Origin of the sequence: Micromonospora sp. NBC_01405 (assembly GCF_045040155.1) — a bacterium.
Classification (GTDB): domain Bacteria; phylum Actinomycetota; class Actinomycetes; order Mycobacteriales; family Micromonosporaceae; genus Micromonospora.
The window spans coordinates 6,482,067-6,503,551 of record NZ_CP109532.1 but is presented as its reverse complement, the minus strand read 5'-3'; the positions used below and the strand labels follow the sequence as shown (position 1 = coordinate 6,503,551).

Here is a 21,485-nt window from a genome sequence, read left to right as displayed (position 1 = left end):
GACACCCCGCGCTGTCACCGGCCCCCGGGCGGGGTCAGGTCGGCAGGGCCAGCCCGAGCACCGAACCCAGCCCATTGGGTCGGCCCGGCTCGGCCTCGGGCAGCACCAGCGCCGCGCAGCCGGCCCGCACCGCCCCGGCGTCGGCCGCGGTGTCGCCCACCATCAGCGCCCGTTCCGGGTCCACCCCGAGCATCCCGCAGGCCCGCCAGAAGATCCCCGGGTCCGGCTTGCAGCGCCCCACCTCGTACGACAGGGCGTACGCGTCGATCAGCCCGTCGAGCCCCCAGGCGGCGAAGAACGGCCGGATGTCGAAGCCGATGTTGCTGACCACCGCCACCTTCACCCCGGCCTCCCGCAGTGCCGCCAGGGTCGGCGCGGTGTCCGGGTACGGCACCCAGCCCTCGGGCACCAGCACCCGGTCGTAGAGCGCGTCGGCCAGCCCGTCGATCCCGGCGTCCACGGTCGCCGCCAGCCCCGTGTACGCGCCCCGGTGGGCGTGCGGGTAGAGGTCCCGGTCGGCCCACAGTTCGGCCAGCGCCGGCGGCACCCGGGCAGGCAGCGGCCCGCCCGCCCGGCCGGCCGTGAGCAGCCGGTCGGCCAGGCCGGTGGCCCGGGCCCGCTCCAGGGTCGCCCCGCAGGCCGCCGCAGCGGCCTGCACCCAGTCGTGCGGCTCCTCCACCTGGGCGAGGGTGCCGTGGAAGTCGAACAGCACCGCCTCCACGGGCCGGCGGGACGCCTGGGCGCTGGCGGCGGCGTCGATGCCGCGCGGCGGGGTCGGGCGGGGCGGTTCGGCATGGTCCGGCACGCCGTGCACCCTACCGACCGCCCCGGACGCCGATGTCGGACGGCCTTGACAGGTGGTCCCGCGACGCACGCATTAATCTTGACGACATGTCGAGTCCCGCCGAGCGGTACGCCGCGGCCCGCCGCCGGGCCGCGCAGGCCTCACAGTTTCCGGCGCTGGACGAGTTCGCCCCTGACCTGGGGTTCGATCTCGACGACTTCCAACGGGAGGCGTGTCAGGCTTTGGAACGGGGCAGCGGGGTGTTGGTCTGCGCCCCCACCGGCGCCGGCAAGACGGTGGTCGGCGAGTTCGCCGTACACCTGGCCCTGCGCGGCGGCCCCGCCCAGCCGGGGGGCGCCGACGGCGCCGACGCGGCGCCCACCCGGCGCAAGTGCTTCTACACCACCCCGATCAAGGCGCTGTCCAACCAGAAGTACCACGACCTGGTGGACCGCTACGGGGTCGAGCAGGTCGGCCTGCTCACCGGCGACAACGCCATCAACGGGGACGCCCCGGTGGTGGTGATGACCACCGAGGTGCTGCGCAACATGCTCTACGCCGGCTCGGCCACCCTCGATGGCCTGGCCTACGTGGTCATGGACGAGGTGCACTACCTCGCCGACCGGTTCCGCGGCGGCGTGTGGGAGGAGGTGATCATCCACCTGCCCGCCTCGGTCACTCTGGTCTCACTGTCCGCGACCGTCTCCAACGCCGAGGAGTTCGCCGACTGGCTGGTCACCGTGCGCGGCGAGACGACGGTGGTGGTCAGCGAGCACCGACCGGTGCCGCTGTGGCAGCACATGCTGGTCGGCAAGCGGATGTTCGACCTGTTCCACGACGCCGACGCCGCCCGCAAGCACGATGTGCACCCGGAGCTGCTGCGCTACACCCGCGACACGATGCGCCGGCTGGAGCTCGGCGAGGGGCGCAGCGCAGGCCCCGGCGCTGGGCGGCGCGGCCCCCGCTGGCGCGGCCCGCTGCGCCCCGACATCGTCGACCGGCTCGACCGGGAGGGGCTGCTCCCGGCGATCCTGTTCCTCTTCAGCCGCGCCGGCTGCGCCGCTGCCGTGCAGCAGTGCCTCGCCGCCGGCCTGCGGCTGACCTCACCCGAGGAACGCACCGAGATCCGCCGGGTCGTCGAGAGCCGGGTCACCGCCATTCCCGGGGAGGACCTGACGGTCCTGGGCTACTGGGAGTGGCTCGACGGTCTGGAGCGCGGGCTGGCCTCCCACCACGCCGGCATGCTTCCGGTGTTCAAGGAGATCGTCGAGGAGCTGTTCGTCCGGGGCCTGGTCAAGGCGGTCTTCGCCACCGAGACGCTCGCCCTGGGCATCAACATGCCGGCCCGCTGCGTCGTGCTGGAGCGCCTGGTCAAGTACAACGGCGAGGCGCACGTCGACCTCACCCCGGGGGAGTACACCCAGCTCACCGGCCGGGCCGGCCGCCGGGGCATCGACGTGGAGGGGCACGCGGTCGTCGTCTGGTCCCCGGAGACCGACCCCCGGCACGTCGCCGGCCTGGCCTCCACCCGCACCTACCCGCTGCGCTCCAGCTTCCGCCCGTCCTACAACATGTCCGTCAATCTCGTCGGCTCGGTCGGCGCGGAGCCGGCCCGGGTGCTGCTGGAGTCCTCGTTCGCCCAGTTCCAGGCGGACCGGTCGGTGGTCGGCCTGGCCCGCCAGGTGCAGCGCAACACCGAGACCATCGACGCGTACGGCGTGGAGGCCGGCTGCCACCACGGCGACTTCGACGAGTACTTCGCCCTGCGGGTGGCCATCGCCGACCGGGAACGCGCCGTGGCCCGACAGGGCCAGCAGCAGCGCAAGGCCGCGGCGGTGGAGTCGCTGGAGCGGCTGCGCGTCGGCGACGTGATCCGGGTGCCGTCCGGCCGGCGCGCCGGCCTCGCGGTGGTGCTCGACCCGGCCACCGGCGGGTTCGGCGAGCCCCGCCCGCTGGTGCTCACCCAGGACCGCTGGGCCGGCCGGGTCGGCCCCGGCGACTTCACCACCCCGGCCGAGGTGCTTGCCCGCATCCGGGTACCCAAGCATTTCAACCACCGTTCCCCGGGGGCCCGCCGAGACCTCGCCGCCGAGGTCAGCGGCATCGGGCTGGACCGGCACGGCGGTCGCCGTGGCGGCCGGTCCCGGCAGGGCGCCGGCGAGGACCACGCGATCAGCCAGCTCCGCTCCGAGCTGCGCCGGCACCCCTGCCACGACTGCCCGGACCGGGAGGAGCACGCCCGCTGGGCCGAGCGCCGCCGCCGGCTGGAGCGCGACACCGAGGAGCTGCGCCAGCGGGTGGCCGGTCGCACCGGCTCGCTGGCCCGCACGTTCGACCGGATCGTCGCGCTGCTCACCGCGCGCGGCTATCTGTCCGTCGACGGCGCGGTCACCGACGCCGGTCGGATGCTCGGCCGGATCTGGACCGAGGCCGACCTGCTGGTCGCCGAGTGTCTGCGCCGGGGCGTCTGGGACGGCCTGTCGCCGTCGGAGCTGGCCGCCGCGGTCTCGGTGGTGGTCTTCGAGGCCCGCCGGGACGTCGACGAGCGGGCGTCGTTGCCCCGTGGGCCGGTCGCCGATGCCGTCGAGGAGACGCTGAAGCTGTGGGGGGAGATCGAGGCCGACGAGGCCGCCCGGGGCCTCACGGTCACCCGCGAGCCGGACCTCGGCTTCGCCTGGCCGGTCTACCGCTGGGCGCGGGGCGAGGCGCTGGCGAAGGTGCTGGCCAGCGGCCACGAGATCGACGGCGAGATGCCGGCCGGGGACTTCGTCCGCTGGGCCCGGCAGGTGGTCGACCTGCTCGGCCAGCTCGCCGACTCCGGCGGGGCGTCCACCGAGCTGCGGGCCACCGCCCGACAGGCGATCGCCGCGGTGAACCGGGGTGTCCTGGCCTACCACGCCACCGCCTGATCATCACCGGTGGGGCCGGCGGGGCCGTGGCCCGGCCGGCCGCACCGGTGGGTCAGCCCTGGGCGGCCAGGGCGTCGACGAGTCGGCGGCAGGACCCGGCGAGGTTCCACCGCTCGGCCAGCTCCAGCAGCCGGTCGGGGGCCACCGGCGACGGCGGCAGCGCGGTCGGCAGCTCCGGCAGCGGCACGTCCAGCGCGACCCGCACCACCTTGGGCGCGACGGCCAGGTAGTCCCGGGCGGCGTCGAGCTTGGCCCGCAGGCCGGAGGCGAATCCGGAGTCGGGGTCGTCGAGGGCGGCGACGATGCCGTCGAGGTCGCCGTACCGGTCGATCAGCCGGGCGGCGGTCTTCTCCCCGACGCCCGGCACCCCGGGCAGTCCGTCGCTCGGGTCGCCGCGCAGGGCCGCGAAGTCGGCGTACCGGTTGGCCGGCACCCCGTAGCGGGACCGCACCGCCGCGTCGTCGCAGTCCTCCAGCTTCGCCACGCCACGCCCCACGTAGAGCAGCCGCACCCCGCGCTCGTCGTCGATGAGCTGGAACAGGTCCCGGTCGCCGGAGACCACCTCCACCGGGGCCGGCTGGGTCACCGACAACGTGCCCAGCACGTCGTCGGCCTCGTAGCCGGCGGCGCCGACGGTGGTGATGCCGATCGCCGCCAGCACGTCAAGGATCACCGGCACCTGCGGGGTGAGGGTGTCCGGCACCACCTCGCCGCCCTCCGGTGCCAGCCGGTGCGCCTTGTACGACGGCAGCAGCGCCACCCGCCAGTCCGGCCGCCAGTCGTGGTCCATCGCGCAGACCATCCGGTCGGGACGGCGGGTGCGGATCAGCGTGGCGAGCATGTCGAGGAAGCCGCGTACGGCGTTGACCGGGGTGCCGTCCTGGGCCTTCGCCGCGGACTCGGGGATGCCGAAGTAGGCCCGGAAGTAGAGACTGGGGGCGTCGATCAGCATGATCGGGGGTCGGTGTGCCACGCCCGACAGCCTGGCACAGCGGTCCGACGATCAGGCGGCGGCGCGGCGGTCAGCCCGGCTCGTCGTGCCGGTAGAGCGCCTCCCGCCGGGCCAGCCGCTGCACCGCGTAGCTCGCCACCAGCAGGACGATCGCGACGACCGCCTCCAGCCACGCCACCGCGCCGTCGGCGATGGTCAGCCCGACGGCGAGCAGCGCCAACCCGGCCACCGCGAGGATGCCGGCCCAGAGCAGCCCGCGTCGCCGCCGCGCCCCGCGTTCCCGCCCGTCGTCCGCCACCCGCGCCGCCCGCCTTCCGCCCGTCGCCGCCCGCCGCAGTGGTGCCGGCGCAGCTCCAGGCTAGCCAGGCGGCGACCCGCTCCGGGCGGCTTCGCCCGGAGCCCACCGGCCGGCGCGCCGGTCACCACCGGTCGAACCAGTCGCGGATGCCCTCGACGTTGCCCGCGCCGAGGGCGACCATCAGCGCGACCTGGTGCCCTTGGTGGCCAGCAGCAACACGCGTGGTGCCACAGGTCTGCTCCGTCTCGCGGGGGCGTCTGGCGTCATCGGGGTGCGTCGAGGCGGCGCTCCAGCGTCTCGACGCGGGCGACGAGCGGCTGCAGCTGCTGATGCACCGCGGCGACCAGCGCCTGCGTCGGGTCGGTCCCGCCGCCGGCGGCGGGGGCCTGGGCGCGCAGGTACATGTAGCCGGCGAGGGCCGCCGTCACGGCCCGGCGCACCAGCCGGGGCTCGGCGCCCAGCGTCCGCAGCACCTGCCCGGCGGTGCCGTCGGGCTCGGCGGCCAGGCCCACCAGCAGGTGCTCGCAGCCGACGTAGTTGTGCCCCATCGCGATCGCCTCGGTCGCCGTGATCTCCAGCGCCGAGGCGGCGGTGCGACTGAAGTGGATCGAGGACGGGGCGTCGGTCGCCTCTGCCGCGTTGGCCGGGCGGCGGTCCAGGTCGCGCTGGACCAGGGCGGGATCGATCTCCATCGCCTGGAGTACGTGCAGCGCCAGGTTCTCGCCCTCGGCGAGCATGCCGGCCAGCAAGTCGCCGGTGCCCACCGACGCCGCGTCGGCCACCCGGGCCCGGGCGATGGCCAGCTTGACGACGGTGCGGGCGCGGGCGGTGAACCTCGGCAGTCGCTCGGCCAGGTCGTCGGCCTCCAGGCCCGCGAGCGCGACCTGCCGGATGGCGGTGACCTGGCGGACCGCCTGTTCCAGGGCGCGCTGACAGATCGCGGACACCGGGACGCCGCTGTCGCGCACCGCGCCGGCCAGGTCGTCGGGCAGGTAGACATTGATCTTCGGCACTGCCGCCTCCGTTGGGGTTATCAAGGGGTTATGCAGTAGTTATACCCCCGCCGGGGGTATCTTCACAAGCATTTGCCTCCCCACGATTCACCCCTGTGGCAAGCGGGTGCCCGGCCCCGTGGCCCGCCGCCGCGCCGGTGCGGGTGCGGCCGTCCCGGCCTGGCCCGGCCGCCGACCGAACCGGGTGTCCGGCGGTTACCAAACGACCGTTAAGCTGAGCGCGTGGGAACCGACGAGCTGTACCCCGCCGGGCGGCTGGCCGCCGCGCGCGACGCCACCGCCGCGGCCGGCCTCGACGCGCTGCTGCTCACCCCCGGCTCGGACCTGCGCTACCTCACCGGCTACGACGCCCACGCGGGGGAGCGCCTGACCTGCCTGGTGCTGCCCGCCCGGGGCGAGCCGACGCTGATCGTGCCCACCCTGGAACGTCCCGCCGCCGAGGCGTCCCCCGCCCCGGCCACCGGCGTGCGGATCGTCGACCATCCCGACGGCGCCGACCCGTACCCCCTGGTGTCCGCCGCCCTCGACGGGCCGGTCGCGGCCGTCGGCCTGGCCGACCGGATGTGGGCCGAGCAGGTCCTCGCCCTGCGGGCCCTGCTGCCCGGCACGGCGCAGCGCCTCGCCGGTGAGGTGCTGCGCGAGCTGCGCATCCGTAAGTCCCCGGCCGAGGTCGCCGCGCTGGCCGAGGCCGGCGCCGCCATCGACGCCGTGCACCTGCGGATGGACCGGTGGCTGCGCCCCGGCCGCACCGAGGCCGAGGTCGCCGGCGACATCGCCGCCGCGATCCGCGCCGCCGGCCACGTCACCGTCGACTTCGTCATCGTCGCCGCCGGCCCCAACGGCGCCAGCCCGCACCACGGCACCTCCGACCGGCCGATCGGCGCCGGGGAGCCCGTGGTGGTCGACATCGGCGGCACCATGCCGTCGGGCTACCGCTCCGACTGCACCCGCACGTACGTCGCCGGCGGCCCGCCCCCGGCCGAGTTCACCGACTACTACGCCGTCCTGCACGCCGCCCAGGCCGCCGCCGTCGCCGCCGTCCGCCCCGGTGTCACCGCCGAGGCCGTCGACGCCGCCGCCCGCGACCTGATCACCGCCGCCGGGTACGGCCCGGCGTTCCTGCACCGCACCGGCCACGGCATCGGCCTGGACGGCCACGAGGACCCGTACGTGGTCGCCGGCAACCCCCGGCCGCTGGAACCCGGCATGGCGTTCTCCGTCGAGCCGGGCATCTACCTCGCGGGCCGGCACGGCGCCCGCATCGAGGACATCGTCGTCTGCACGACGGACGGCGTGGCCCGGCTCAACACCACCCCCACGGAGCTCATCGCGCTATGACTGTCGACCGGATCCTGCCCACCGACGAGGCCCACGACCTGCTCGACCTGGCCACCGAACTCGCCGACCGGGAACTCGCGCCCCGGGCCGCCGGATTCGAGCAGCGTGCCGAGTTCCCCCGGGAGGTGCTGCGCACCCTCGGCCGCGCGGGCCTGCTCGGCCTGCCGTACCCCGAGGAGCACGGCGGCGCCGCCCAGCCGTACGAGGTCTACCTCCAGGTGCTGGAGATCCTCGCCAGCCGGTGGCTCGCCGCCGCCGAGGCGGTCAGCGTGCACACCCTGTCCTGCTACCCGGTCGCCCAGTTCGGCACCGACGCCCAGCGCAAGCTGCTGCCCGACATGATCGGCGGCGAGCTGCTCGGCGCGTACTGCCTGTCGGAGCCCCAGGGCGGCTCGGACGCGGCGGCGCTGACCACCCGCGCCACCCGCGACGGCGACGCGTACGTGGTGACCGGCACGAAGGCGTGGATCACCCACGCCCGGGTCGCGGACTTCTACAACATCTTCTGCCGCACCGGCGGTCCCGGCCCGAAGGGCATCTCCTGCCTGCTCGCCGACCGCGACACCCCCGGCATCATCCCCCAGGCCCCCGAGCGGACCATGGGCCTGCACTCGTCCCCGGTGGCCCAGATCGCCTTCGACGATGCCCGCGTCCCCGCCGGCCGGCTGATCGGCGGGGAGGGGGCCGGCTTCACCATCGCCATGTCAGCCCTGGACTCCGGCCGGCTCGGCATCGCCGCGTGCGCCGTGGGCCTGGCCCAGGCGGCCCTCGACTACGCGGTCGGCTACGCCCGCGAGCGGCAGCAGTTCGGCCGGGCGATCGTCGACTTCCAGGGCCTCGGGTTCATGCTGGCCGACGCGGCCACCCAGATCTCCGCCGCCCGCGCCCTCACGCTGCACGCGGCCCGGCTGCGCGACGCCGGCCGGCCGTACTCGATCGAGGCGGCGAAGGCGAAGCTGTTCGCCAGCGACATGGCGATGCGGGTGACCACCGACGCGGTGCAGGTGCTCGGCGGCGCCGGTTACGTGGTCGACCACCCGGTCGAGCGGTACCTGCGGGAGGCCAAGGTGCTCCAGATCGTGGAGGGCACCAACCAGATCCAGCGGCTGGTCATCTCCCGCGACCTGGCCAGGGGCTAGCCTGGCCCGATGGTCTTCGAGCGGATCACCGTCGACCCCGACGTCATGGGCGGCGCGCCCTGCGTGCGCCAGTCCCGGGTGCCGGTCGCCACGGTCCTGGCCATGATGGCCGACGGGATGAGTGCCACGGACATTCTCACCGACCTGCCGTTCCTGGACGAGGAGGACATGGCCGAGGTGCTGCACTACGCGGCGGATGCGGTGCGCGACCGGGCGGCACGCTGAGCGTGCCCCGGCCGGCCTCTCGTCGCGGGTGAGCGCGATTACGGGTAGGTTGCACGCCGTGGAGGAGATCGACCGGGCCATCGTCGCGGCGCTGACCGCCGACGGGCGGCTGTCGTACACGGTTCTGGCGGAGAAGGTCGGCCTGTCGGTGTCCGCGGTGCACCAGCGGGTCCGCCGGCTGGAGCAGCGCGGGGTGATCAAGGGGTACGCCGCCCGGGTGTCCTTCGAGGCGCTGGACCTGCCGCTGACGGCCTTCGTGGCGATCCGGCCGTTCGACCCGTCACAGCCGGACGACGCCCCGGAGCGGCTGGCCCACCTGCCGGAGATCGACTCCTGCTACTCGGTGGCGGGGGAGGACTTCTACCTGCTGCTGGTGCGGGTGGCCAGCCCGGCGGACCTGGAGCGGGTGCTCCAGGAGATCCGCACGGCGGCGAACGTCACCACCCGCACCACCGTCGTCCTGTCCACCCCGTACGAGAACCGGCCGCCGAAGATCAGTGCCGACCCGCCGCCGCGTCGGCCCCGGGCGGCGGGGGAGTCGACTGGTTCCACCGCTGGATGACCCGCCGCCCGTGTTCGTGGCCGAGCACGCTGACCGTGGCGGTGTCCAGCCGTAGTCGCCCTCCTGCGGCCGGCGGCAGCCCGATCCACCGGGCGCCGAGCACCCGCAGGCTGTGTCCATGGCCGACCAGGGCGACGTCGCCGTGCTCGAGCAGGGGAGCGGTCCGATCGAGCACCCGGTCGAGCCGCCGGCCGACCTCGGCGGGGGACTCTCCGCCGGGGAAGCCGTCGGTCCAGATGTTCCAGGCCGGGCGATCGCTCTGGATGTCGGCGGTGGTCCGCCCCTCGTACTCGCCGTAGTGCCACTCGGCCATGTCGGTGTCGGTGTCGTCGACGGTCAGCCCGGCCAGCTGCGCGGTGCGCAGCGCCCGGGTGCGCGGGCTGGACAGCACCCGGGTGAACCGCCGGCCGGCGAGGAGCGCTCGGAGCGCGCGGGCCTGCCGCTCGCCGTCGGCCGTGAGGTCCAGGTCGGTGTACGAGGTGTGCCGGCCGTTGGCGCTCCACTCGGTCTCGCCGTGGCGGATGAGCATGATCTCTCCCATCCGACCAGTCAACCAGGCCCGTCCGCCGCCTCCCCACTTCACCTAGCCTCCTAGGATGCCCTGCGCGGCGTGTGTCAGCCCGCACCGAAGGAGGTTTCCCGCCCGCACCGACCGGGCATGCCTGACGACAGGAGGCCGCACGGCCCCGGAACCGCCGGAGCAGAGGGAGTCTGAGATGAGCTTCACCGACAAGGCGAAGAACAAGGCCCAGGAGCTGACCGGCGCCGCCAAGGAGCGGATCGGCGAGGCCACCGACAACGAGCGGATGCGGGCCGAGGGCGCCACCGAACAGAGCGACGCGCGGGCCCGGCAGGCGGGCGAACATGTCAAGGACGCCGGCCGGGACGTGCGGGACGCGTTCACGAAGTGACCTGACCACGGCGGGCCCGGAGGGAATCCCCTCCGGGCCCGCCTTCTTCATGTCCGGGGATGCCTTCGGAGCGGGGGCGCTTTGGCGGTGCGGGACCGCGTTGGTCAGCGACGGTCAGATGAGGGTGCGCCAGTAGGTCCAGAACCGCACGCCGATCAACACGGTGAAGGCCAGCAGCCAGAGGGTCGGAATGGCGCTGTGTACGCGTAGTGCGGCGGCTGTGATGCGGCGGGGGGCGGGCAGTCGGCCGTCCTGCAGGTTGTAGAGGGTGGTGTAGCTGAACAGCACGATCATGACGACCCACACGATCATGCAGTACGGGCAGAGCGCGCCGATGCGGTACAGGCTCTGGAAGAACAGCCAGTGCACGAACGCGACACCGAACAGGGTGCCGGCCTGCATGCCGAGCCACCACCAGCGGGGCAGCTGGAGCCGGGCGAGCACGGCGATGCCGGTGGCGGCGACGACGGGGAAGGCGGCCAGGCCGATGAGCGGGTTGGGAAACCCGAACACCTCGGCCTGGCCGGTGGTCATGATCGATCCGCAGGACAGGATCGGGTTGATGGAACAGCTGGGCACGTAGGCGGGGTTCTTCAGCAGGGCGATCTTCTCGACGGTGAGCACGAACGCCGCGAGGGCGCCGACCAGGCCGCCGATGGTCAGGATCCAGCCCATCAGTCCGTCGCTGAGGACCCGAGGCGCGGCAGCGTCGGCGTCCGGGTGGGGGACCGGTTCGGTCTCCTGGTTGACGCCGTGGGCCTGGGCCGGGTTCACGAGGCGAGGGATGTGTCGATCGAGGCTTTCAGACCGGCGTAGGTGGGCGAGCCGGTGTACCTCTCGCCGTTGATGAAGAACGTCGGGGTGCCCTGCACGCCGAGGCTCTCGCCGTCGGTGGCGTCGGCCTTGACCCGGGCGTCGACATCGGCACTGGCCACATCGGCCTTGAACGTGGCCATGTCGAGGCCCAGCTCCCGCGCGTAGCCCTCGAAGACGGCGGCCTGCGACTGCTGGTTGTGCCCCCAGGCGTTCTGGCCGTCGAACAGCTTCTTGTACATCTGCTCGAACTTGCCCTGCCGGGCGGCGGCCTCGGCGGCGTGCGCGGCGTTGAAGGCGTTGGGGTGGCTGGCGATCGGGAAGTAGCGCACCACGTAGGTGATCCGATCGCCGTACTCGGCGCGCAGCTTCTCCACACCGGGGTAGGCGGCCAGGCACGACTCGCACTCGAAGTCGAGGAACTCCACCACGGTGGTCTTGCCGTCCGCGGCAGTGGACAGGCGGTGGCTGTCGGGGCGCACGAGCGCCTCAGACGCCACCGTGGTGGGCGTGCTGTCCCGGTTGACCACGACGATGCCGATGAGCACGGCCAGGGCGGCGGCCAGCACGCCGAGGGTGACCTTCAGGTTGGTGCTCATGCCGGTCCTGCGGACCTGGTGCGCGGCCTTGCCGGCGTTGGCCTTGCCGCTCGCGGCGGCTATCGCACCCGGCTTGGCCTGCGCCGCACGGGTGCTGCCGGCCGCCGGGGAACCGGCGGGCCGCGCCGCTCCCGCTGTGGTGCCCTTGGCGGTGCGCTTGCGCGCCTTGGCGTTGTTCGCCGGCATGACACCCTCACCTGTTGTCCAGCGCGCGTGAGCGCGTCCCGTCCATGACCCGTCCGCGAGGATACAGCTCCGGCTTTATTCATTGCTGGATGAATCCTGAGTCTTTGCTGTGGAGGGACGACGAGGCGCCTGAGCTGCCCCGGGGTGGGATGTTCGCCGTCAGTACATTATCCGGTGTACTGTCGTGGGGTGGAGACATTGACGCACGGGCAGGTGTTGGCCCGCTTCGGTCACGCCCTGTCGGATCCGACGCGGGCGCGGCTACTGCTGGCGCTGCGCGACGGGCCGGGCTATCCGGCGGAGCTGGCCGAGCTGCTGGGCACAACCCGGCAGAACCTGTCCAATCACCTGGCCTGCCTGCGCGGGTGCGGCCTGGTGGTGGCAGTGCCCGAAGGCCGGCGCACCCGCTACGAGCTCGCCGACGCGCGGATGGCTCACGCGCTGGGTGACCTTCTCGGGCTCGTCCTCGCGGTCGACCCGGCCGCGTGCCCGGATTCCGGGGAGAAGGGCTGCTGCTGATGAGCCTGCCGGTGATCCAACTGGCCCCGGCGGGGCCGACGCCGACGCCGGCGCGGCGGGCGGTGCTGGCCCGTCGGGTGCGCTGGTTCGTGGCCGCGACGATCACCTACAACGTGATCGAGGCCGTCGTGGCGATCACCGCCGGAAGGATCGCCTCGTCGACCGCGTTGATCGGCTTCGGCCTGGACTCGATCATCGAGGTAGCGTCGGCGGCCGCGGTGGCGTGGCAGTTCGCCGGCCGCGATCCCGAGGCCCGCGAGAAGGTCGCGCTGCGCATCATCGCGGTGTCGTTCTTCGCCCTGGCGGCCTACGTCACCGTCGATTCGACGCAGGCGTTGATCGGCGGCACCGAGGCCGACCACTCCAGCATCGGCCTCGCCCTGGCCGCGCTGTCGCTGCTGGTCATGCCGGTGCTGTCCTACGGGCAACGTCGCGCCGGCCGCGAACTCGGCTCGCGATCAGCCGTGGCCGACTCCAAGCAGACCCTGCTGTGCACCTACCTGTCCGCGGTGGTGCTGGTCGGGCTGGCCGTGAACAGCCTTTTCGGCTGGTCGTGGGCCGACCCGATCGCCGCACTGGTCATCGCCGTGGTCGCGGTGAAGGAAGGGCGGGAGGCGTGGCGGGGCGACACCTGCTGCGCCGTGTCACTGACCGCCCCCCAGCAGACCGACGCACCCGGCGATGCGTGCGGGTGCCAGCCGGGATGCTCCTGCTGCGCCGCGGACAGCAAGTGATCTTCCGCATGACAACTAGTGTCCTAGGACGCCTTAGCGGCGGAGTCCCGCCCCACCTGATCCGAAAACCAGCCAGCCCCGGCATTAGCCGGGGCTGGCTGGGCGAACTGCGGGCCGAAGGTCAGTCGTTGTGGTGCTCGCGCCACCACTGCTGGCCGGAGGCGGGGAGCGTGTCGATCGGGTCGTAGTAGGCGTAGCGCTTGTTGAGCGCCTCCAGGTCGGCCGACTCGATGGAGGTGCGGTAGTTCTTCGTCCAGTACGAGATGCCGCGCTCGCGGTCGTACTCGGTGAGCATGTGCACCCAGCGCTTGCCGACGAACGGGACGTCGCAGACGATCCGCGGGGTGGCGTAGCCGGGCAGGTAGCCCATGATGTCGTGCTGGAGCTGCTGGGCGTGCCAGACGGGGACCCGCCAGTGCTCGGCGTTGGGGATCATGTCGCACATGTAGAAGTAGTACGGCAGGATGCCGGCCTCACCCTGGAGCGCGAAACAGAGGTCGAGCAGGTCGGGGGCGGTGGCGTTGACGCCGCGCATGAGCACGCCCTGGTTGCGTACGTCCCGCACGCCGACGTCGAGGGCGGTCTGGGCGGCCCGGGCGACCAGCGGGGTGATCGACTGGGCGTGGTTGACGTGGGTGTGGATGGCCAGGTTGACGCCGCGGCGGGCGGCGGTGCGGGCGACCCGTTCCAGGCCCTCGACGACGTCGGGCTGGAGCCAGTGCTGGGGCAGGCCCATGAGGGCCTTGGTGGCGAGCCGGATGTCGCGGACGGTGTCCAGTTCGAGCAGCCGCATCAGGTACGACTCGAGGTTGCGCCACGGCACGTTGGCCACGTCGCCGCCGGAGACGACGACGTCACGGACGCCGGTGTGGGCCTTGAGGTAGGCGATGTGGGCGTCGTACCGGTCGACGGGCTTGAGGGTGAGCTTGAGTTTGTCGACGGCGGGGGTGGAGTTGCCGACGAGGTCCATCCGGGTGCAGTGCCCGCAGTACTGGGGGCAGGTGGAGAGCAGTTCGGCGAGGACTTTGGTGGGGTAGCGGTGGGTGAGGCCCTCGGCGACCCACATGTCGTGTTCGTGCAGGGAGTCGCGGCTGGCGTAGGGGTGGGAGGGCCAGTCGGTGCGCCGGTCGGACGCCACGGGGAGCATGTAGCGCCGGATCGGGTCGGCGAGGAGCGCCTCGGTGGTCATCGGCGCGAACGGGACCATGGTGTTGATCATTTGTGGGGGCACCAGCATGGACATGGTGGCCAGGGCCTTCTGGTCGGCCTCGAGGTCGGCGTAGAAGGACTCGTCGACGGTGTCGCCGAGGACGGTGCGGAGCTGCTTGATGTTCTTGACGCAGTTGACGCGCTGCCACTGTGCGTTCTCCCACTGCTCGCGGGTGACGTGGCGCCAGCCGGGGAAGCGGGTCCAGTCGGGTTCGACCAGGGGGCTGCGGCGGTATTCGTACGGCTGCCCGGCGGTCGGTACGGCGACCGGGGCGTGACGGGGTTGAGGGATGGTCTCAACCGGTTGGGTCTGGGTCACGGCCCCTCCTCGGTGCGTGGTGCGGATGATCAGCAGGCCGTAGGCTACTGGAAAATATCCGGTGAAGAAATTAGTCTGCCGTAAGTTTTCCCGCGACGCGAGTCCTGGCCAGGGCTTCGGGCGGTTGGACAGGGGGAGGTCGGCGTGACGTCACCGGTGGGTCTGCACCGCGTTGTCGAACCGGCGGGGGTGCTGCCGCAGGCGGCATGGCGGCTGGACGCCAGTGCGACGATCGCGCCGAACGAGGTGCGGATCAGGGTGGAGCGGCTGAACCTGGACGCGGCGAGTTTCCGGCAGTTGTGGGAGAAACACGGCGGGGACGGGGAGAAGGTCCGCGCCGAGGTCCTGGAGATCGTCTCCACCCGGGGCAAGATGCAGAACCCGGTGACCGGGTCGGGTGGCATGCTGATCGGCACGGTCGACGCGGCGGGGCGGCGTTCCCCGTTGGGGCTGAAGGCTGGCGACCGGGTGGCGACGCTGGTGTCGCTGACGCTGACCCCGCTGACGATCACCGACGGGCTGGCCCGCTGGGACGGCCGCAGCGAGCAGGTGCCGTGCGACGGGTACGCGATCCTGTTCGCCCGGTCGATCGCGGCGGTGCTGCCGGCGGATCTGCACCCGGAGTTGTCCCTTGCCGTGCTGGACGTGTGCGGGGCGCCGGCGCTGACCGCGCGGGTGGTCCACGAGCATGTGCGGCGGCGGGAGTCGGAGGGCGATCCGAAGCCGGTGAGCGTGGCGGTGATCGGTGGGGCGGGCAAGAGCGGGTCGCTGTCGTTGGCGGCGGCGCGTCGGGCGGGCGCGGGTCGTACGGTCGGGGTGGTGCCGGTGGCGGCGGAGCGGGACGCCCTGGTGGCGGCGGGTCTGGCCACGGAGGTGGCGTTGGCCGACGCGCGGGATCCGGTGGCGTTGTCGACGGCGGTGACGACGGCGCTGGGGGTGCCGGCGGACGTGACGGTGGTGTGCGTGGACGTGCCGGGTTGTGAGCACGGTGCGGTGTTGGCCACGGCGGACGGCGGGACAGTGATCTTCTTCTCGATGGCGACGAGTTTCGCCGCCGCCGCGTTGGGCGCGGAGGGGCTGGCTGCGGACGTGACGATGCTGGTGGGCAACGGGTACGTGCCGGGGCATGCGGAGCTGGCGTTGGGGTTGTTGCGGTCCGAGCCGGGGGTGCGTGGTCTCTTCGAGGCGCGGTTGGCGGCAGACTGAGAGTCATGACGAACCCCTCGACGACGCGCCCGGTGACGTTGTACCGCGGTGGCGTGCTGCATTGTCCGGCGGATCCGGGTGCCACGGCGTTGCTGGTGCGGGACGGGCGGATCGCCTGGTTGGGGGTCGACGCGGACGCGCCGGCGGCGGACCGGGTGGTGGATCTGGGCGGGGCGTTGGTGACGCCGGCGTTCGTGGACGCGCACGTGCACGCCACGGACACGGGGTTGGCGTTGTCGGGGCTGGACCTGTCGGGGGTGCGGTCGGCGGGTGGGTTGTTGGACGCCGTGGCCGGGTTCGCGGCGGGTCTGCCGGCGGATGCGGTGGTGCTGGGGCACGGCTGGGACGAGTCGGGTTGGGTGGACAAGACGCTGCCTGGTGCGGCCGGGTTGGGGCGGGCTGCTGGGGGGCGGCGGGTGTATCTGTCGCAGGCGTCGATTCATTCGGCGTTGGTGTCGGAGGCGATGCTGGTGTCGTGTCCGGAGGCGGCCGGGGCGTCGGGGTTCGACGCGTCGGGGTGGTTGCGGCGGGACGCGCACCATGTGGTGCGGGCGGCGGCGCTGGCGTCGGTGAGTCGGGAGCAGCGGGTGGCGGCGCAGCGGGTGGCGTTGGCGCATGCGGCGTCGTTGGGGATCGCGGCGGTGCACGAGTGTGGTGGGCCGGAGATCTCCGGCGAGGAGGACTTCACGGGGTTGTTGGCGTTGTCGGGTGTGGGGTTGCCGGAGGTGTACGGGTACTGGGGTGAGTTGGGTGGTGCGGCGCGGGCGCGGGAGTTGGGTGCGGTGGGCGCGGGTGGGGATCTGTTTGCGGACGGGGCGTTGGGGTCGCGGACGGCGCACGTGTCGGGGGTGTACCTGGATGGTGAGCCGGGGGCGTGTGGGCACGGGTATGTGGGCGCGGAGCAGGTGCGTGATCATTTGTTGGACTGTGCGGCGCACGGCATGCAGGGCGGGTTCCACGCGATCGGGGATGCGGCGATTTCGACGGTGTTGGAGGGGTTCGCGGGGGCGGCGGAGAGCTTGGGTGTGGATCGGGTGCGGGCGGCGCGGCACCGGGTGGAGCATGCGGAGATCATGAGTAGGCGGTTGATCGCGGGGTTTGTGGAGTTCGGGGTTGTGGCGAGTGTGCAGCCGGCGTTCGACCGGTTGTGGGGTGGGGCGGGTCGGATGTATGAGTCGCGGTTGGGGTTGGGTCGGTCGTTGGAGTCGAATCCGGTGGGTGCGATGCATTCGGTCGGGGTGGCGTTGGCGTTCGGGTCGGATTCGCCGGTGACGCCGCTGGATCCGTGGGGGTCGGTGCGGGCGGCGGTGGCGCATCACAACCCGGTGCAGCGGATGAGTGTGCGGGCGGCGTTCGCGGCGCATACCCGGGGTGGGTGGCGGGCGGTGCACCGCGATGGTGAGGGTGTGTTGGCGTTGGGGGCGGCGGCGACGTTTGCGGTGTGGGCGACGCCGGCGGGGGTGGATCGGGGTCTGCCGGTGTTGCAGGCGTCGGATCCGGAGGCGCGGGGGGCGGAGGATGTGACGCCGTTGCCGGTGTGTCGGCGCACGGTGCTGCGTGGCGAGGTGATCTATGAGGAAGGGTCTGCGTGAGCGAGCGTAGCGAGCGAACCATCGATGTGGTGCAGGCGCGTGTCGCGTCGTCGTCGAGCGTATTGGGGGGCGGTGTGACGGGGAAGCTTGGCCTGGATCCGGTGCTGGTGGCGCGGGCGCGGGAGTTGGCGCGTCGTGCGGGGCGGCCGGTGGTGGATCTGGCGCGTAGCCATACGACGGTGTCGGTGGAGCGGGCGGTGCTGCGGTTGGCGGGGGTGACGGGTGCGGATCCGGACGGTATTCCGTGGGTGAATCGTCTGGTGGATGCGGTTGTCGCTGATGTGGGGTTGGGTCATGGGGTGGCGTTGCCGGTGTTCGACGCCTTGGTGCGGGAGCAGAGCACCGATGTGACGTTGTTGGCGCAGAAGGCGGCGGCGGGGTCGGTGCGGTTCGCTCTGCCGGCGGGGAGGTCGGCCACGGCGGCGCGGCGGGCCGCGCGTAGGGCGGTGGCTGCGGGGGTGCGGCAGATCGACCGGCGGCGGGCGGAGCGGGATCGGTTGGTGAGGCGGCATGGGGATCCGGTGCAGCGGCCGTGGATCTATCTGATCGTGGCGACGGGTGATATTTACGAGGACATTCCGCAGGCGCAGGCGGCGGCGCGGGCGGGTGCGGATGTGATCGCGGTGATCCGGTCGACGGGGCAGTCGTTGTTGGACTATGTGCCGGAGGGGGCGACGCGGGAGGGGTTCGCGGGGACGTATGCGACGCAGGAGAACTTCCGGTTGATGCGGGCGGCTCTGGATGAGTCGTCGCGGGAGTTGGGTCGGTATGTGCGGTTGACGAACTACGCGTCGGGGTTGTGCATGCCGGAGATGGCGACCTTGGCCGGGTTGGAGCGTCTGGACATGATGCTCAACGATTCGATGTACGGGATTCTGTTCCGCGACATCAACCCGGTGCGGACGTTCGTGGACCAGCGGTTCTCGCGGCAGGTGCACGCGCGGGCGGGGATCATCATCAACACGGGTGAGGACAATTATCTGACCACGGCGGATGCGGTGGATGAGGCGCACACGGTGACGGTGTCGCAGTTGTTGAACGAGTACTTCGCGCATGAGGCGGGGTTGGCGGACTGGCAGTTGGGGTTGGGGCACGCGTTCGAGATCAACCCGGATGTGCCGGAGTCGTTCCGGTTGGAGTTGGCGCATGCGTTGTTGGCGCGGGAGTTGTTCCCGGATGCGCCGTTGAAGTGGATGCCGCCGACGAAGCACATGACGGGGGATGTGTTTCGGGGGAATCTGCTCGACGGGTTCTTCAACCTGGTGGGGGCGATGACGGGGCAGGGGATCCTGCTGGTGGGGATGATGACGGAGGCGGTGGTGACGCCGTGGTTGTCGGATCGGGACATCGCGTTGCAGAACGTGCGGTATGTGCTGGGTGCGGCGGGTGGGTTGCACGAGGATTTCGTGCCGGCGCCGGGTGGGTTCATTCAGCAGCGGGCGAATCGGGTGTTGGGTGAGGCGTTGGATCTGTTGGAGCGTATCGGTGAGCAGTCGTTGTTGACGGCGATCGCCGAGGGCACGTTCGGGATCATGAAGCGGCCGGCGGACCGGGGTAAGGGTCTGTCGGGGGTGGCGGCGCACGAGGGTGACTACTACAACCCGGCGACGGAGATCCTGGAGCAGTCGGCATGACGGAGAAGCAGGTCGTCCGGCCGTACGGGGACACCACCGGCGACGGGATGGTGCAGGTGTCGTTCACGTTGCCGGTGCCGCATGACAAGCGGGCCGAGGGCGCGGCGGTGCAGTTGGCGAACAGGATGGGCATCGACCCGGCGATGTTGGTGCACGCGAAGCCGATGAGTGACGGGTTCACGTTCTTCGTGGTGTATGGGCGGGTGAACCATCTGGTGGATCTGGCTGCGGTGCGGGTGGTGGAGCGGGACTTTCCGCTGTTGTCGGCGAAGGAGGTCAACGCGTTGGTGAAGCAGCGGTTGCGGCGGAAGTTGTCGGTGGTGGGGGCGTGTATCGGCACGGACGCGCACACGGTGGGCATCGACGCGATCCTGAATGTGAAGGGCATCGCCGGGGAGAAGGGTCTGGAGTACTACCGGGAGTTGAAGGTGTCGAACCTGGGGGCTCAGGTGAGTGTGCCGGAGTTGGTGGAGGCGGCGCGGGTGGAGCGGGCCGACGCGGTGTTGGTGTCGCAGGTGGTGACGCAGCGGGACGCGCATCTGCACAACACGCGGGAGATGTCGGCGGCGTTCCGGGAGGCGATGCCGGCGGGCCGGCGTCCGTTGTTGATTGTGGGTGGGCCGCGGTTCGACGAGTCGATGACGGGCGAGTTGGGCGTTGATCGGATCTTCGGGCGGGGCACCACGCCGGGTGAGGTGGCTTCCTATCTGGTGCACGCGTTGGTGACGAGTAAGAAGGCGAAGGCATGAGTGATTCCCGGGTCGGTCTGACGGTGACGCATCGGCGGTATGTGCCGTATTCGCATGCGCATTACGCGGGGAGCCTGGTGGACGGGGCGTACGCGTTGGGGTTGTTCGGTGATGTGGCGACGGAGGTGTGTATCCGTACTGATGGTGATGAGGGCTTGTTCGCGTCGTATTCGGATGTGCAGTTCCGGGCGCCGATGCGGGCGGGGGACGTGTTGGAGGTGACGGCGACGGTGACCCGGGTGGGGACGCGTAGCCGCACGATCGACTTCGAGGCGCGGGTGGTGTGTCGGGGTCGTCCTGACCGGTCGGAGTCGGCGGCGGAGGTGTTGGATCCGGCGGTGGTGGCGGTCACGGCGACGGGCACGGTGGTCGTGCCGGCGTCGGCGTGAGGGTCGCGGTCTGCGCCGACGTCGGGTCGACGTACACGAAGGCCGCGGTGGTTGACCTGGACTCCGGTCGGTTGGTGGCGGCGGGGTCGGCGCCGACGACGGTGGGCAGTGATGTGCTGCGTGGCTTGGACGCGGCGGTGGCGTCGGCGACGGTGGGCGTCGCGGTGGGTGACGCGCCCTGGTACGTGTGTTCGTCGGCCGGTGGTGGGTTGCGGCTGGCGGTGGTCGGCTACGAGCCGCTGGTGACGGCGCAGGCGGGTCGGCGGGTGGGGTTGTCGGCGGGGGCGAACGTGGTGCACGTGGCCGTCGGCCGGTTGGGTGCGGCGGGGTTGACGGCGTTGCGGGGGGCCCGTCCGGACGTGGTGTTGCTGGTCGGGGGCACCGACGGCGGTGACGAGGAGGTGTTGACGCACAACGCGACCCGGCTGGCGCGGGCGCGGTGGCGGGTGCCGGTGGTGTTGGCCGGCAACGTCGATGTGCGTGACGGGTTGGGTGCGCTGCTGGTGGCGGCGGGGGTGCCGGTGACGGTGGCGGACAATGTGTTGCCGCGGATCGGGGTGCTGGCGCCGGTGTCGGCGCGGGCGGCGATCCGGGAGGTGTTTTTGCGGCACGTCATCGGTGGGAAGCGGTTGTCGCGGGGGCCGCGGTTTTCCCGGTTGGTGCGGGCGGCCACCCCGGACGCGGTGCTGACGGGGGTGGAGGTCCTCGCCGACGCGGTCGGTGGTGATCTGGTGGTGGTGGACGTGGGTGGGGCGACCACGGACGTGTATTCGGTGTTGACGCCGGACGAGCGGGCTGACGGTCCGGGTCGGGAGGTGGCGGGGACGCTGTGGCGGGCCCGGACGGTGGAGGGGGATCTGGGGATGCGGTGGAGCGCCCCGGGGGTGGTGCGGGCGGCGGTGGAGGAGCGGCTGGTCGGCGGCGGCGAGGAGGCCGGGTTGGCGGCGGCGGCGCGGGTGCGGGCGGCGGATCCGGGGTTCCTGCCGGCGGGTGACGCGGAGCGGGCGTTGGATGCGCGGTTCGCGGCGTTGGCGGCGACGGTGGCGGTGCGGCGGCATGCGCGGGGTGGGGCGACGGGGGAGCGTGGGGGGCGGGATCTGCGGGACGTGCGGCTGTTGGTGGGGTCGGGGGGTGTGCTGCGTCACGTCGCGCCGGTGGTGTCGGCGGCGGTGTTGGGGGCGGTGTTGGGTGATCACGCGGGTGGGTGGCCGGTGCCGCGGGATGCCCGGCCGGTGGTGGACGTCGACTATGTGCTGGCCGCGGGTGGGCTGCTGGCGGGGGATCATCCGGTGGCGGCGGGGGCGTTGCTGCGCCGGCACTTCGGGGCGGATTGAGACACGCCGACGCGACACGCCGTGGTGAACGGCACGACTGGCCGGTGGTGGGTTGACAGGGCGTGGGGTGC

At 72.3% G+C, this 21,485-nt stretch carries 22 protein-coding genes; 14 read left to right on the top strand and 8 right to left on the bottom strand.

Features of this window, described 5'->3' with window-relative positions:
* Positions 1-34 precede the first annotated feature (34 nt).
* Entirely contained in the window at positions 35-760 is a 726-nt protein-coding gene (locus tag OG559_RS28115; RefSeq protein WP_405117040.1) for an HAD family hydrolase, read from the bottom strand.
* A gap of 131 nt (positions 761-891) precedes the next feature.
* Between OG559_RS28115 and OG559_RS28110 the strand changes: the two genes are divergently transcribed.
* Complete coding sequence (locus OG559_RS28110; RefSeq protein WP_405109196.1) at positions 892-3,693, top strand: DEAD/DEAH box helicase; 2,802 nt, start codon at positions 892-894, stop codon at positions 3,691-3,693.
* A 52-nt stretch (positions 3,694-3,745) separates the two neighbouring features.
* Here OG559_RS28110 and OG559_RS28105 read toward each other — a convergent pair whose 3' ends face one another.
* The 3 genes from OG559_RS28105 to OG559_RS28095 all read right to left on the bottom strand — a co-directional run bounded on the left by OG559_RS28105 (position 3,746) and on the right by OG559_RS28095 (position 5,956).
* Positions 3,746-4,645, bottom strand: coding sequence for a 5'-3' exonuclease H3TH domain-containing protein (locus tag OG559_RS28105; protein ID WP_405117037.1), 900 nt, complete (start codon positions 4,643-4,645; stop codon positions 3,746-3,748).
* Positions 4,646-4,715: 70 nt separating this feature from the next.
* Positions 4,716-4,943, bottom strand: coding sequence for a hypothetical protein (locus tag OG559_RS28100; protein WP_405109193.1), 228 nt, complete (start codon positions 4,941-4,943; stop codon positions 4,716-4,718).
* 263 nt (positions 4,944-5,206) lie between these two features.
* On the bottom strand, positions 5,207-5,956 hold the full coding sequence (locus OG559_RS28095) for a Clp protease N-terminal domain-containing protein (RefSeq protein ID WP_405109190.1): 750 nt from the start codon (positions 5,954-5,956) through the stop codon (positions 5,207-5,209).
* Between the two features lie 222 nt (positions 5,957-6,178).
* Here OG559_RS28095 and OG559_RS28090 point away from each other — a divergent pair, with 222 nt between their 5' ends.
* From OG559_RS28090 to OG559_RS28075, 4 genes are read left to right on the top strand one after another with little or no spacing between them, the layout of a single operon-like run.
* A complete protein-coding gene (locus OG559_RS28090; protein WP_405109187.1) occupies positions 6,179-7,294 on the top strand; it encodes a M24 family metallopeptidase in 1,116 nt (371 codons plus the stop codon).
* Positions 7,291-8,433 (top strand): acyl-CoA dehydrogenase family protein, encoded by a 1,143-nt coding sequence (locus tag OG559_RS28085; protein WP_405109184.1) that lies wholly within the window; start codon positions 7,291-7,293, stop codon positions 8,431-8,433. The genes OG559_RS28090 and OG559_RS28085 overlap by 4 nt, the downstream gene beginning before the upstream one ends.
* Positions 8,434-8,442: 9 nt before the next feature.
* Entirely contained in the window at positions 8,443-8,658 is a 216-nt protein-coding gene (locus OG559_RS28080; RefSeq protein ID WP_350889721.1) for a DUF433 domain-containing protein, read from the top strand.
* A 58-nt stretch (positions 8,659-8,716) separates the two neighbouring features.
* Entirely contained in the window at positions 8,717-9,220 is a 504-nt protein-coding gene (locus OG559_RS28075) for an Lrp/AsnC family transcriptional regulator (protein WP_405109181.1), read from the top strand.
* Here OG559_RS28075 and OG559_RS28070 read toward each other — a convergent pair.
* Positions 9,153-9,761: a histidine phosphatase family protein gene (locus OG559_RS28070; protein ID WP_405109179.1), complete on the bottom strand. Its 609-nt coding sequence runs from the start codon at positions 9,759-9,761 to the stop codon at positions 9,153-9,155. The two genes, OG559_RS28075 and OG559_RS28070, sit on opposite strands and share 68 nt — an antisense overlap.
* A 175-nt stretch (positions 9,762-9,936) precedes the next feature.
* Here OG559_RS28070 and OG559_RS28065 point away from each other — a divergent pair, with 175 nt between their 5' ends.
* Positions 9,937-10,131 (top strand): CsbD family protein, encoded by a 195-nt coding sequence (locus OG559_RS28065; protein WP_350889725.1) that lies wholly within the window; start codon positions 9,937-9,939, stop codon positions 10,129-10,131.
* A gap of 114 nt (positions 10,132-10,245) precedes the next feature.
* Here OG559_RS28065 and OG559_RS28060 read toward each other — a convergent pair whose 3' ends face one another.
* Together OG559_RS28060 and OG559_RS28055 are read right to left on the bottom strand one after the other, a co-directional pair.
* A complete protein-coding gene (locus OG559_RS28060; protein WP_405117034.1) occupies positions 10,246-10,806 on the bottom strand; it encodes a vitamin K epoxide reductase family protein in 561 nt (186 codons plus the stop codon).
* A 95-nt stretch (positions 10,807-10,901) separates the two neighbouring features.
* Positions 10,902-11,543 (bottom strand): DsbA family protein, encoded by a 642-nt coding sequence (locus OG559_RS28055; protein WP_405117033.1) that lies wholly within the window; start codon positions 11,541-11,543, stop codon positions 10,902-10,904.
* Positions 11,544-11,918: 375 nt separating this feature from the next.
* Between OG559_RS28055 and OG559_RS28050 the strand changes: the two genes are divergently transcribed.
* Both OG559_RS28050 and OG559_RS28045 read left to right on the top strand, forming a co-directional pair.
* Entirely contained in the window at positions 11,919-12,248 is a 330-nt protein-coding gene (locus OG559_RS28050) for an ArsR/SmtB family transcription factor (RefSeq protein ID WP_405109176.1), read from the top strand.
* Positions 12,248-12,982, top strand: a complete 735-nt coding sequence (locus OG559_RS28045; RefSeq protein ID WP_405109173.1) for a cation transporter — start codon at positions 12,248-12,250, stop codon at positions 12,980-12,982. The genes OG559_RS28050 and OG559_RS28045 overlap by 1 nt, the downstream gene beginning before the upstream one ends.
* A gap of 121 nt (positions 12,983-13,103) precedes the next feature.
* Here the strand turns inward: OG559_RS28045 and OG559_RS28040 are convergent, their stop codons facing one another.
* The gene (locus OG559_RS28040; RefSeq protein WP_405109171.1) at positions 13,104-14,510 is read right to left on the bottom strand and encodes a KamA family radical SAM protein; all 1,407 of its coding nucleotides are present in this window, start codon (positions 14,508-14,510) and stop codon (positions 13,104-13,106) included.
* A 156-nt stretch (positions 14,511-14,666) separates the two neighbouring features.
* On the opposite strand from OG559_RS28040, the gene OG559_RS28035 reads away from it, so the two are divergent.
* The 6 genes from OG559_RS28035 (at position 14,667) to OG559_RS28010 (ending at position 21,414) form a co-directional block, all read left to right on the top strand.
* Positions 14,667-15,716, top strand: a complete 1,050-nt coding sequence (locus OG559_RS28035; protein WP_405117031.1) for a zinc-binding alcohol dehydrogenase — start codon at positions 14,667-14,669, stop codon at positions 15,714-15,716.
* A 5-nt stretch (positions 15,717-15,721) separates the two neighbouring features.
* Positions 15,722-17,308 (top strand): amidohydrolase, encoded by a 1,587-nt coding sequence (locus tag OG559_RS28030; protein ID WP_405109168.1) that lies wholly within the window; start codon positions 15,722-15,724, stop codon positions 17,306-17,308.
* A gap of 74 nt (positions 17,309-17,382) precedes the next feature.
* Positions 17,383-18,942, top strand: a complete 1,560-nt coding sequence (locus OG559_RS28025; protein WP_405117029.1) for a lysine 5,6-aminomutase subunit alpha — start codon at positions 17,383-17,385, stop codon at positions 18,940-18,942.
* Complete coding sequence (locus OG559_RS28020) at positions 18,939-19,691, top strand: OAM dimerization domain-containing protein (RefSeq protein ID WP_161692414.1); 753 nt, start codon at positions 18,939-18,941, stop codon at positions 19,689-19,691. Before OG559_RS28025 ends, OG559_RS28020 begins: the two co-directional genes overlap by 4 nt.
* Positions 19,688-20,080: a hotdog domain-containing protein gene (locus tag OG559_RS28015; protein ID WP_387024127.1), complete on the top strand. Its 393-nt coding sequence runs from the start codon at positions 19,688-19,690 to the stop codon at positions 20,078-20,080. The genes OG559_RS28020 and OG559_RS28015 overlap by 4 nt, the downstream gene beginning before the upstream one ends.
* The gene (locus tag OG559_RS28010) at positions 20,077-21,414 is read left to right on the top strand and encodes a glutamate mutase L (protein WP_405109164.1); all 1,338 of its coding nucleotides are present in this window, start codon (positions 20,077-20,079) and stop codon (positions 21,412-21,414) included. The genes OG559_RS28015 and OG559_RS28010 overlap by 4 nt, the downstream gene beginning before the upstream one ends.
* Positions 21,415-21,485: the final 71 nt, after the last annotated feature.